Source organism: Caballeronia sp. J97 (assembly GCF_905220305.1).
In the GTDB taxonomy this organism is placed as follows: domain Bacteria; phylum Pseudomonadota; class Gammaproteobacteria; order Burkholderiales; family Burkholderiaceae; genus Caballeronia.
In genome coordinates this window covers 82,581-94,921 of the sequence record NZ_CAJMZL010000006.1, presented here as the reverse complement: position 1 = coordinate 94,921, position 12,341 = coordinate 82,581, and the positions used below count along the sequence as shown (strand labels likewise).

12 protein-coding genes are annotated in these 12,341 nt (G+C 55.9%); 3 read left to right on the top strand and 9 right to left on the bottom strand.

All coding sequences use genetic code 11. The annotated features are described in order from the left end of the window. Positions 1-164: 164 nt before the first annotated feature. The gene (locus tag U4Y90_RS11480) at positions 165-1,376 is read left to right on the top strand and encodes a porin (protein ID WP_321794690.1); all 1,212 of its coding nucleotides are present in this window, start codon (positions 165-167) and stop codon (positions 1,374-1,376) included. 262 nt (positions 1,377-1,638) lie between these two features. On the opposite strand, the gene U4Y90_RS11475 is transcribed toward U4Y90_RS11480, so the two are convergent. The 8 genes from U4Y90_RS11475 to U4Y90_RS11440 all read right to left on the bottom strand — a co-directional run bounded on the left by U4Y90_RS11475 (position 1,639) and on the right by U4Y90_RS11440 (position 9,515). After that, positions 1,639-2,562: an IclR family transcriptional regulator gene (locus U4Y90_RS11475; RefSeq protein ID WP_321794689.1), complete on the bottom strand. Its 924-nt coding sequence runs from the start codon at positions 2,560-2,562 to the stop codon at positions 1,639-1,641. Between the two features lie 49 nt (positions 2,563-2,611). After that, positions 2,612-3,487: an intradiol ring-cleavage dioxygenase gene (locus tag U4Y90_RS11470; protein WP_321794688.1), complete on the bottom strand. Its 876-nt coding sequence runs from the start codon at positions 3,485-3,487 to the stop codon at positions 2,612-2,614. Positions 3,488-3,519: 32 nt separating this feature from the next. Beyond that, a complete protein-coding gene (locus tag U4Y90_RS11465) occupies positions 3,520-4,596 on the bottom strand; it encodes a maleylacetate reductase (RefSeq protein ID WP_321794687.1) in 1,077 nt (358 codons plus the stop codon). Between the two features lie 8 nt (positions 4,597-4,604). Further along, positions 4,605-4,913: a Dabb family protein gene (locus U4Y90_RS11460; RefSeq protein ID WP_321794686.1), complete on the bottom strand. Its 309-nt coding sequence runs from the start codon at positions 4,911-4,913 to the stop codon at positions 4,605-4,607. Positions 4,914-5,127: 214 nt separating this feature from the next. Beyond that, positions 5,128-6,438, bottom strand: a complete 1,311-nt coding sequence (locus tag U4Y90_RS11455; protein WP_321794685.1) for an MFS transporter — start codon at positions 6,436-6,438, stop codon at positions 5,128-5,130. A 50-nt stretch (positions 6,439-6,488) separates the two neighbouring features. After that, on the bottom strand, positions 6,489-7,622 hold the full coding sequence (locus U4Y90_RS11450; protein WP_321794684.1) for an alpha/beta hydrolase: 1,134 nt from the start codon (positions 7,620-7,622) through the stop codon (positions 6,489-6,491). A gap of 84 nt (positions 7,623-7,706) precedes the next feature. After that, positions 7,707-8,642 (bottom strand): cupin domain-containing protein, encoded by a 936-nt coding sequence (locus U4Y90_RS11445; protein ID WP_321794683.1) that lies wholly within the window; start codon positions 8,640-8,642, stop codon positions 7,707-7,709. A gap of 60 nt (positions 8,643-8,702) precedes the next feature. After that, positions 8,703-9,515, bottom strand: coding sequence for an SDR family oxidoreductase (locus U4Y90_RS11440; protein WP_321794682.1), 813 nt, complete (start codon positions 9,513-9,515; stop codon positions 8,703-8,705). Between the two features lie 413 nt (positions 9,516-9,928). Between U4Y90_RS11440 and U4Y90_RS11435 the strand changes: the two genes are divergently transcribed. Beyond that, positions 9,929-10,267, top strand: a complete 339-nt coding sequence (locus U4Y90_RS11435; protein WP_321794681.1) for a helix-turn-helix transcriptional regulator — start codon at positions 9,929-9,931, stop codon at positions 10,265-10,267. Between the two features lie 93 nt (positions 10,268-10,360). On the opposite strand, the gene U4Y90_RS11430 is transcribed toward U4Y90_RS11435, so the two are convergent. Then, complete coding sequence (locus U4Y90_RS11430; protein WP_321794680.1) at positions 10,361-11,215, bottom strand: hypothetical protein; 855 nt, start codon at positions 11,213-11,215, stop codon at positions 10,361-10,363. A 287-nt stretch (positions 11,216-11,502) separates the two neighbouring features. On the opposite strand from U4Y90_RS11430, the gene U4Y90_RS11425 reads away from it, so the two are divergent. Continuing rightward, positions 11,503-12,192: an EthD family reductase gene (locus tag U4Y90_RS11425; RefSeq protein ID WP_321794679.1), complete on the top strand. Its 690-nt coding sequence runs from the start codon at positions 11,503-11,505 to the stop codon at positions 12,190-12,192. Positions 12,193-12,341 lie beyond the last annotated feature (149 nt).

Here is a 12,341-nt window from a genome sequence, read left to right as displayed (position 1 = left end):
TATTCCCACACGGCCCAAGGCGTCGGTCAAGGCGGATACCTTCCCGAATCGATTGCGAATTGAGGTCGGCCATTTGCGTATTTATTCGCGCACCTATGTATTTGCATTCAAGAATGGTCAAACTTTACGCTTAGTTAGAACGATTTTCAGTTTGAGGAGACGAAATGAGGAAACGTGCTGTCGCATTAGCAGCGGTTACTGCAACTGCTTCAAACGTTGTGTTCGCCCAGAGCACTGTCACGCTGTACGGGATCGTGGATGCGGGAATCGGATACCAGAGCAGTCAAACGACCTTGGGATCTACCTCTGGTGGTCGATCGAGCGTCAAGATGGTAAACGGAGTCTGGGCCGGGAGCCGTTTTGGCTTGACAGGCAAAGAGGACCTTGGAGCGGAAACGGCCGCAATTTTTACGCTGGAATCAGGCTTTAATTCCACCACTGGCGCCGTAGCCTATAGTGGAACGATGTTTGGAAAGCAGTCTTTTATTGGTGTCACCAATCCTCACTATGGGACCGTCACGTTCGGCCGCCAATATACGCCGTATTACACGTTGCTCTTTCCGTACGCTCCGACGAAATGGCTGGGTGGCTATGCCGGCGCGCACCCTGGGGACATCGATTCTTTAGATACGCTGTACCGCGTCAATAACCAGATCGTCTATATTTCGCCTACGTACCGAGGCCTGACGATCGGCGGCTCGTACGCGATCGGTGGCGTACCTGGAAGTTTTAACCGCGGTTCCACTTACAACGCGGCTGCGCAATACACCAATGGAACCTTTGGAATCGCGGCTGGCTTTCAGCGCATCAACAACTCTGCGTTGGGTGGCGGAGCATGGGGCACCGAATCGACAGCCAACACACCTGGCGAACCGGCGGTCTCGGCAATCAACTATGGTTACCGAAACGCTCAAGCGCAGCAGCGGGTCGCGGTCGATGGTGCCTGGGTATTCAGCCCAAGTTTCGACATCTCGATCTCGTATTCCAACGTGCAGTATGTGCCAGGTATTAATTCGGGCTTCAGGGACGAAGCAATCTTCAACACTGTCGGAGGGGTCGCTCACTGGAAGCCATCTGTCGCCCTTGATATTGCCGGCGGCTATTCCTACACGAGCGCTTCGAAAGCGAACGGCATCTCCGATTCCGCTCGCTATCACCAGTTCAGCATGGCTCAATACTACGCTGTGTCAAAGCGGACCGGTTTTTACTTCGTCGAGGGATATCAACGAGCTCTAGGACGAACCTTTAGTGTCGATGCGAACGGAACCACCAGTATCATTCGTGCGACGGCTTCCGTGGGAGATGGAATGAATAACACCCCCTCTTCGTCGGCGAGTCAGTTCTTTGCGGCGATGGGTATCATCCAGAAGTTCTAACTTCGCGATTGGCGCGTGTCATGCGCGCCTCACCGGCCCCCATCGGCCGTCACTCAGTCTCTTGACGACATCCAGACATCAAATCGCAAAAACCGAGCTGGTCGCCTGGAAAACACCCGCCGTGCCGCAGTTTTGAGAGTACTACAGCCAGAATTCGACGAGCGAGCGCCCGGCCGCGGCAGGATATTGGTATGTCAAAACGCGGCCTTTGATGCGCGGGCTCCAGTTGGTCCGAAACGCCAACGTTACGACGAAGTGGGCCTCACTCCGTCTCAACCACGCGACGAGCCTTGCTCCGGGGAGATGCCCCTCCGGTGCTGCCAGATTTGCTCGATCGACGAGCAATGGAGTCCGCCTTCAACTTCCCTTTCTCGCGCGGAACAACAGCTGTGTCGAGTCGCTTCCGAAGGCACCCGGAAATTTCGGTCGCCGCGGCGAACACCTTCGCGCCAAACGCTGCAATGTCCGCCTCGCTCACTTCCTGGCGCATCTTCACCAGACAAAGACTGCCGGTAACCTCGCCCGATGGCAAAAAAACCGCAGATGAAATACCGATCAGGTCCTTATCGATGTCGCTTGCTACTGCGTAGCCGCGCTCGACCATTCCTCGCATTTTGTTGCGGAATTCCAGCCAGTTTTGTCCGAGCCCTGCAGCGGTAATGTCCTGCGTGTGTCGCAAAAACAGACGCTGTTGCTGTTGCTCGGTGAGATTAGCCAGAATGATCCGAGAGGGCGCGCCGAGAAAAAGCGGGAAGGGTCGACCGCGATCAAGCACACTATTTGCGAGAATCTTGGGGTCAGCCCGATCTTCCAGGATGCTCATGACGCTTTGCCCATAGTATCGACAGAGCAGGATGTCGCCTGAGAAGTCAGGCCTCAATCCTCGCATGACTGGGCGCGCAACCTGCAGCAATGGATCAGCAAGCCGAATCTGTCTGTCCATCTCGATGAAGCGCGGGCCGAGGGAGTACCCGCCTCCGCCATCAGGCGTAAGAAAGCCAGTTTCCACGAGCGCCCTGAGATACCGATACATGGTCGCCCGTGCCACGCCCAGCCTTTCCATGAGGACCTCGGGCCGCCATACCGGGTTTTGCTCGGTGAACAGGTCGAGAATGCTAAGCACGCGGTCGGTACTGCTGTCGACGCGGCCAGACGATTTGCCTTCACCTTCATTCTTTGCGACCATGTGGAAGCCCTGAGAATCGAATCCTGAGAAAAGCGTGTGAGCGCCTATGTTACGTTGTAGTTTCGCATTGTGATACTGGCTTGGCAAGCTCATCTGGCGCAACGGGCTGCAATACGAAGTCGTACTCGAGCAGATATGAACCGTCGTTCTCACGTCCCCACTGGCAGATCAACGACTGTCGCACGCCAAAGACCGCATCGCTGTCGATGTAGTCGCTATCTTCCCTGAAGACGTGCGTGATAAGGGTCTGATAGCCTGGCGCAGTGATCATAAAATGCAGGTGCGCCGGTCGCCAGGGATGACGTCCCGCCTGATCCAGCATCTGCCCTACCGGCCCGTCATTGGGAATAGCGTACGGGACCGGAAGAACGGAACGGAAACTGTATTTTCCCTCGATGTCGCTCGTAAGGATGCCTCGAGCCTGCGCGTGATCAAGATCAGCGTATTGCACATCGTAGAGCCCATCCTCGTCGGATTGCCAGACGTCTATCTCCGCTCCGGGAACAGGTTTTCCGTCAAGGCCGCGGATCACGCCCCGAACTAGGCAAGGTGTCCCGCGGGCGCCATTTGAAATGTCTTCACCCAGTTCGTAGTGTGGTGCATTGCTTACATGGAAAGGACCGAATACGGTCGATTCAGTGCAGCCCGCACTCTTCTCATTGTTCATGGCCACGGTCAGCATCGACAGGCCCAACACATCAGACAGCAAGATGAATTCCTGACGTTTTTCGTCCGTGATATGGCCGCAACGGGTCAGAAATTCGATTCCCTGTGTCCACTCTTCCTCGGTGAGTTGAACTTCTCTTGCAAACGCGTGAAGATGCAGGACAAGGACCGACAAGATATCTCTGAGCCGGGCGTTTGGCGCACCATCGAAGCTCTGGATCACCGCCTCAGTGATATTTTCCTGGTTGAGATTGCGCATATGTACCTCACTTTTTGAATTTCAGAATTTCGTCAGTCGGGCCGTTTTCCCACCCACGCATTCACAAGCAACTCCATGAGCGATTCGCGCTCGATGGGGCGAGGATTCCAGTACGGATTTGCCAGAGCAATATCACATGCCTTCTCAACATCACTCGCGGACATGCCAAGATCCTTCAACGCAACAGGGGCGCCGAGTTCACGGGCGAGATCATATGCGCCAGCTGGCGCAGAGGGTGTATTGAGTGCACGCGCGATTCGTCGCATCGCCTCCGGAGCCGCCTGATTGTTGTATGCGAGCGCATGAGGCAATACGATGGTGTGCGTTTCAGCGTGGGGAAGATTGAAGCTACCACCAAGCGTATGGCAGAGTTTGTGGTGCAAAGCCATGCCGACATGACCCAGCACGGCCCCACATAGCCAGGCACCATAGAGACAGTCTTTTCGTGCCCCCTCCTCCGAGTTATTCGTTGCCAGCCGACGCAGCCCGCCGCTCAGATTGCGAATCCCCTCCTCAGCCATAATCGACATAATCGGGTTTCCGTCGCGTGCGTAGAGACCCTCGCACGCGTGCGCGATAGCGTTGATTCCGCTCACCATTGACATACCCAGCGGCAAACCACGGCTAAGTGCTGGATCGTAGATAACGGTTTTCGGCAGTACCCGCACGTCCCGTCCCGTCACCTTACGGCCGGCTTCGGTGATGCCAAAAATCGGCGTCATTTCCGAACCTGCATATGTGGTCGGTATGGCTATGATCGGGATGCTTGATTCGAGGGCGATAGCCTTACCCAAGCCGATCGTCGACCCTCCGCCGATCGCAATAGCACAATCTGCCCTGACTGTCTCGGCGATATGACGGGCCTCGCGCGCCACTTCGATCGGGACATGCATTTGCGCCCCGGAAAACACGCCCGCGGCCTTCGAACCCAAAATCGAAGCCACTGCCTCAGCCTCCCCGGCTTGTTGAGGCGTACACAGAATGAGCGCACGCGATGCACCGATGCGATCCACCTCCTCGGTGAGCTGTTGCAATGTGCCGTAGCCAAAGACGACTCGTGACGGCAGAGCCGAATAGACAAAGGGTCGATCCGAAATTGGGTCAAGCATGAAGATCCTTAGATGAAGTCAACCTGATGGCGTGTGATTCTCACTCCCGCCAATTCTTCGCGAACTCGAAGATGCGCCGGATGTTGCTGATAATCTTCCAAGGCTTGCGTAGAGCTGAAAACCGAATACAAGACCACGTCGTGGGAGTACGATTCCTTGCTGAAATCGATGCCTACCTCAATAGACAGTAGCCCTGGGATTTCCTGAGCCAGCGCTTCGAACTTTTCCTTAACTGTCCTCGCCAAGTGCTCTTTCTCCTCATCGGTTTCGCCTCGTACGTCCCACATGACGATGTGTTTGACGGATTTCTTGTTCATGGCAGTCTTTAGATAAATACGAGTGGACTAACGTGCGCAGAAGTCTGTGAAAAGACTAGCTTCAACGGACAGTCAATCGCGGCCGCCGAATCTCCGCAAACTGTGCCCCGACCTGGGTCACGATGTTCAACGATTGGATCGTCACCCGACGACGGAGTACTTCGCTCATTATTCGTCGAAGTGGGATGCAGAATCCGACGACCTTTTTTAAACCCTAGTGATTGACTGCCTTCGCTGGGATAAATACGACAACGAGGAAAGCCGAGACGAGAAGCGAACCACTTACAAGAAGGAGGCTGGGAGCCAACGTATGCGCTCTCGCGTTTATCCACCCCATGATCGTAGGGCTCACAAAACCGGCCAGATTGCCGACAGAACTGATGAGTGCAACCCCAGCGGCGGCTCCCGTTCCCCGCAGGAATGCGACTGGTAGGACCCAAAATCCCGAAGCAGCGGTGATAGTCCCGATGGCAATCAGAGTCAAACCCATCATCGAGGCGAGCAGGCTTTGGCCTCCCAGTGCGCACAGCACAAAACCTACGGACGCCGCAAGTGTTGGAATGGCCACGTGCCAGCGACGCTCGCGTGTCCTATCAGCATGTGCCCCCGCGAGAAACATGGACAAAACCGCGCATCCGTAGGGAATGGCTGTCAACAACCCGACGAACAAAGGATCACTTACGCCTGCATTCTTGATGATCGTCGGTTGCCAGAAACCAAGTGCGTACAGCCCCATCACAATTCCAAAAAATACCAGGCTCAGTAGCCATACGGCCGGTGAAAGAAAAGCACCGCGAACCGACTCGTGCGATTGTGGCGGAGCATCTTCCTTGAGGTCATTTGCAATCTGCGAACGTTGCTCCTCCGTGAGCCAGCTTGCTTTCTCGACCCGATCGTCGAGGTAGAAAAAGATGACGACGCCGAGGATCGCAGCAGGAATTGCTTCAACAACAAAAAGCCATTGCCAGCCCGCGAAACCGTACGCACCCGAAAGAGAATGCATGATATAACCTGATATCGGACCGCCGATCATTCCTGACACCGGGTTCCCCGCAATCAGAATCGCTGTCATCTTGCCGCGCTTCGAAGATGGAAACCAATAGCTCATGTACAGAATCATTCCCGGAAAGAATCCCGCCTCTGCGAGTCCGAGCAGAAATCGAAGTACGTAAAATTCCGTCGGTGTCGAGATCCAGGCCGTCGCGGCCGATAGCGCCGCCCACGTAATCATGATTCGGGATATCCAACGACGGGCTCCAAATCGGTGAAGTAGCAAATTGCTAGGCACCTCGAAGATGAAGTAACCGATGAAGAACAAACCTGCACCAAGGCCATAAACGGCATCGCTGAAGTGCAAGTCGTCCAGCATTTGCAATTTCGCAAAGCCGACGTTCACCCGGTCGAGATATGCGACCAGATAGCAAATGAAAAGCAATGGCATGAACCGCCACGCGACCTGTCTATATGTGGCGTCGGCTGTTATGGCCGACCTCGGGCTGCTCGAAATACTTGTGTCAATTGCCATTGCTGTCTCCGTTTATTTAATAAGCACATCGGCGTGCGACGCCTTTTCCTTCACCCGAGAAAGTCCAGTAAGGCCTTGTTAGTCTCGTCCGGATTCTCTTGCTGCACCCAATGCCCAGCGCCCTGAATAAAGTGGCTACCGCGCAGGTTCGTGCACACTCTGTTTTGCATTGCTTCGAGAAATCCTGGCTTCTGGTAGACAGCCCAATCCCGATCGCCAGCAATGAAAAGACTCGGCACGTCGATCGTTTTTCCGGCAAGAATCCGAGTCTGTCGCCTGTTCAAGCCGTGCGAATCGCATCGGTACCAGTTGAGGCCGCCCTGGAATCCGGTCCGCGCATACTCAGCGACATAGACGCCAAGCTCCTCCTCTGTAAGCCATTTACAGGAGCGAATTTGGTCGGGGGTCGGCATGAAGCCAGCCACGCTCGCGCTCATTCCCTTATCGCGCTCCATGATGTAGTAGGTCGGAAGCTTTGCCAGCTCCTGAGCGCTCCACTCTTGCATGCGCACCGGTTTGTTCAGGCCGTAGTCACCACTCTTGTAGTGAAAATACGCTCTCATAAAATCGCGAAGGCCTTGAGAAGGTGCGGACATTTCCTCGTTTGCGTCTCGACTTGCGTAGTACCACTGATAATGCTTCCTCGGCGGATTAAGCTGTTTGAGATCGTGGAGAACAGGGTCCGTGCCGGGATCAGGGTCTTCAGTATCGAGAAGGATTGCAGGCGGCCCCGGAAAAGGAGCGGCCATCAAGACCAGAGACTGAAACACGTCTGGCCGAAGCATAGCGGCGTGCGCAGCTACGGGAGCTCCGTAGTCGTGACCAACGATAGCGCGAGCCGACTTGTGCCCAAACGCTGCAAGAATTGCGAGTACGTCCGAGACGAGGTTAAGCACGCCGAACTCATGCAGGTCGCACTCGTAGCGGTTATTGGAGCCGGTCGTACGGCCATACCCGCGTTGATCGGGCGCGATCACGTGAAAACCCGCCGCTGCGAGTGCGAGCATGTTATGCCGCCACGTATAGGCAATTTCTGGGAAACCGTGCAGCAAAATTACACACGGCCGACCAGCTACCTCATGGCCCGCTTCGAGAACATGGACACGAAGTCCATTGGCGTTCACGAAAGTGGAACGAATGCCATCAGGCAGAACACTTGACTCGAATGGGAAGAGATTTTCCATGATGCGCTTCACAGGATGTGATTTTCGGTGTCTCACAGGGTTCAGCCACGTGCGGCTGAACCCACAGAACAGAACGGCTATAGGTCAATCGTCGAAACGGAAGCCGATGATGCGGGAGTGGTAAAAAATCCCGGAATCCTGGACGACGATGCTTCGCATTTGCTTCGTGCCGCGGCTATGGTGTGAGTGGAGCGCACCTGGGGGCGTCAGCAAAACGCCACTGTCTTTCCATTCGACCCGCGTGCCGTCGACTACGGAGTGAACACCCTCACCTTCCACGCTAAGAGTCAAGGCAGCTGGGTTGTGTCGATGCGCGCGCTGATCCTGACCAGCTGGCAACGTGTTGACGTTCACCGTTAGAAGCGGCGTCGTGGTGCCCATGCTCCGGGTCGCATTGGTCGAAAAAATGACGGCTTTGCCTGCATCGTCGGCATTTGCTTCGCGCGAATACTGAATTTCCAGATGCCGGTCGATTTCTTCGCGCGTGTAAAGCACTGCCTGCGTGTGCGGTGAGTTGCGTCGCGGCGAAAGTTCCATGTAGTCAAGGAACGGCTCATCGGTCAATGCGTACAACAGAGCGTCTTGCTCAGGTGTATGCCTCGCACTAGTCTGCCCGGGAAGCACGAAAACATCACCCTGATTCCAGGCAAGCGTCTCATTGCCGAACGAGCTGGTGCCGCGACCGGAAATCACGTAATAGACAACACTTGTTGCTTCAACATCGAGTGTGCAGGCTTCACCAGCGATAAGCCGGATGTATCGTGCAAGGACGTTCGGAAGGGTCGCTGGAAAAGAAAGTCCCAGCTGCTCGGAGATATCGAGGGTGATAATCGTGGAGCCACCGTCCTTACGAAGTGCCTCAATGCGCTCTTTCTCAAACGCGTGCACCGGCACCTTTGGCGGTGCCGCGTTGAACGAATTTGTCGGCACGTAGTACTGCGCCCGATCACTGTACAACGACCGGCCGGACGAGTCTGTTTCAGACTGATATTTGCTGATAACTTCAGAAACGTTTGACATACCTTGCCTCGTGATTGGTAGATTTGTCGGGAACTCGCGCTTAGCAACTAGGCACTTCGATTAGCGTGTGAGGTAGCCACCGTTCGGGCTGAGCGTCTGCCCGACAAAATACGACGACTCGTCGCTCGCAAGAAACACGGCCGCCGCGGCAATCTCTTCGGCAGTACCGGGACGTCCAATTGGGGTCGCGCGGACTTGCGCCTTCTGAATAGCAGACGGGATCGCATCACGCAGTGGCGTCTCGGTGAATCCCGGGGCGATCGCGTTCACGCGAATGCCTTCCGTAATCGCTTCTTTTGCTACAGCCCGGGTAAAACCGAGTACGCCCGCTTTCGCTGCGGCGTAATGTGCGTTGGCCTGCCCGCCATCGATACCGTTGATCGAACTCATATTGATAATCGCCCCGCTGCGGCGCACCCGCATGGCGCGCAAGGCGGCACGCGAACAGTAGAACGTCCCGTTGAGATGGATCGCCAACATCCGTGACCACTGATCATCCGTGAGATGGATAGCAGAGATTTCGGTGGTTGTAATCCGGCCGGTCTCGGCGAGCTCCTGAAGTTGAATCTCTCGTACGGCCAGCGCGCGCTTGTACTCAGTATTCCCGAGAATACCGGCGTTGTTCACGAGGACATCGATCTGGCCATATTTGTTGAGGATCTCGCCGAAGGCACGTTCGACCGCCTCCGAGTTCGATACATCGCAAGTCACTGCGAAAGCCCCCTCAAGGCTCGTCGCCATGTTCGCAGCTGCGGCATTGTCAACATCAGCGACAGCAACCAGCGCGCCCTCCTGGGCAAATGCGCGGCAAATTGCTGCGCCGATGCCCGAGCCCCCACCTGTCACAACGCAAACCTTGTTTTTCAGACGCATTCTTTTCTCCAGCGGCCGTCACTCCGGCCTTCACGATGAAAACTCTCGCAAGGACACTTTGCGAGTCTATGTCTCCTATTATGCGCATGCACATCCTGTATCGCAATATGAGACTTACCCTAGTGTGTCGAGATGAGCGGTAACTGCGCGTGCGCGGGATGTCCGGTGCATCTGCACCCGCATTTAAGTGTCTGCTGACAGGAATCGAGCGAACCACGTAGACTCTTCCGTGCGGGTAAAACGAAAGCGCCTGCGCTCAGGGACCATGCACGGTATGATCTGGTCGTCACTAACACCTGAGCTTGCGACCTGAAGCTAACAACCAAAGGCGACCTTGCCGCACTCAAGTAGGCGCGGTCTCCTTAACAGTCGCGTAAGCGCACGAGAGTTAAAAGGGCTGGTCGCATTAACATATGAATTATCAGCACCCCCGGACCGAAGATATTCGGCTGGAAATGGTTTTGTCTGCGTTGGGAAGCCCGATCCGTCTCGCGGTTCTTCGCGTGCTTTCCGATTTTGATGAACACTCGTGTGGGGGCATGCTGCCGAACTTGCCACGTTCCACCAAAACCCACCATTTCAGAATCCTGCGAGAAAGTGGTGTCGTCTGGCAGCGTCAGGTAGGTCGGGACTTCTACCTGCTGCTTAGGCAGAAGGATCTCGAGGCCCGATTTCCAGGCCTCTTGAAATCGGTTCTCCGAACACTTACGAGAGACGCGCCAACGGAGGGCGCGTTGCGCGAATATCTTTGAGTGAATCAGCGATTGGCGGCGCCACGAGCTTGGGAGTCGTGGCGGATTCTTTGCACACTAACGGGTCGCCGCGCTGACGGGACGCACCTGCAACTACTCCAGCAGCAGAAACGCAGCTTCCCGGGCCGTTTGTCCGACCCTCACGCCCTTGGCCTCGGCAGTCCTGTTACAGGCACTGATCACTCCGTCGAAATACGTGCTATGTCCATCGCCCAACCGCGCGGACTGGGCACTGACGACAGCACCCGCTAGCCCGTCAGCATCCACGTCGTACATAGCCGTAATGCCGGAGTCGTTTTTCCCAACCCCACCATCATTGCCGATGAACGCCCACGGCCGGTATTGGCGGAAGTAGTCGAGGACTGAGCGACCGGCGTGTCCTGCAACGCAGAGAACATTGCGTTCGTAGTCTTCAGGGAGTGCGAAAGCAATCGAATCGGTGCAGACAATGCTGCGGCCGCTCGTGGAGGTGTGCATGACCTCGCGGTGTGCCGGGTCGGCGACTGCTTCGCTATACCTGTTGCCGGTAAGGGCCTTCACACATTCCTGCGTAGTCATTCCCGGTTTAGCGCCAAGCCGTTCCGCAAAGCCATTGACCCGACTGACCACGCCGTTTTGCCATAAATCGACTCCGTTCCCCATTTCTGCAGTGCTCCCATCGATTGCAGCGGCTGGAACCTCCAGCGCATCGAAGTACCACAGGCCCGCAATCCCTGCACCGTCCTTTCCCACGCCGCAATCGAGCCCAATCGAGGCGCTTGGCTTTGCCGGCAATGCCATGCGCGCGCAAAGGACCCCAGCATAGCTGGCCGTTACAAGAATCGGGCCGGGCCCAGGGTCGTTCGCGCCGCTTTCCGCTACCCATCCCGCGACGTAACTTGCCGAGTCAAACACAAGAACTGTACGTCCGTTCACTTCAAATTTTTCAGGTCGATGCACACCCGTCATTTCAGTCTCCTATATCGAGATTTACGCGACAATCGCTAAATACGAGTCTACGATGGAAACGCAGGAGCGGCAACGGTATCTTGGCCCGGCGCGGATCACCTCGCCGTCTTCGACCGCCTGATTCGGGTTTACCGTCGTTGATTCGAAGCGGCACTCGACTTAAGATTAGTCCGTGCAGTCTCACTATGCGATACGTTAATCATAGACTCACAATGTGAGTTCTGATTGCACTGGCACCGTTTCGCAGTTGCGCAACGGAAAACGACCAACATTGAAAGGTACATCCAATGATCTTCCGCTCTGGCGTGTTCAGTCGCCGTTCCGACCTGCCCCTTCACAAGTTCACCAAACATTGGGTCGAGGGCCACGGCCCGTTGGCGGGCGAGCTCCCCGAGATGCACGCCTATTTCCAGCATCACATCGTCGAGCGCATCTACGAAAGCTCGCCATTCCCTGGTGATCATCCGATCGACGGTCTCTCGCAACTCTGGTGGGACGACGTGGCCGCGATGGAGCGGGCCGAGGTCTCTCCCGAGTACGCGGCCTGTAAGATCGATCTCCCGAAATTCCAAGGGACTATCACGGTGTTGGTGCTTGCTACCGCAGCCCAATGGAAAGCCCCCAAGCAGGTCGAGGGTGAGGCCAGCTCGCGGCTGATGGTTCTGACCCAGCTCCCCAAAGACGGTGACGGGAAACGGGTGGACCCGGCAGCCATGGAAGAAGCACTCAAAGTTGCAATGACGCCGGGTGTGAAAAAGGCATATCAATACGAGGTGGTCGATCGTGCGCACCCGGTGAAGGCTGGGCTCGGTTCAGGTCAGTCGCCGGTTTCAGGCTGGACAGAAATCGTTTTCGAGAACGATGAAGCCATCAGTGCTTGGTTGAAGTCGAGTCAAGCGAAAGAATTTACGCAACACCACCCGACCGGGCCGCTGATGGCGATCTACCGGATCATGCGGTACACGATCAAGGAGTAAGAAGGGGCATTCAGCTCTGTAGCCAGTAGCAAGTGACGCGCCGCAACAAGGAGATCCACTTTGCTACTGGAGTTGCAACGAATCTTGCGGGTCGTGACGTCTTCACGTCGGCGTTCCTGATGCAAGCTGGCAGCATTGTGTGTGCTGCC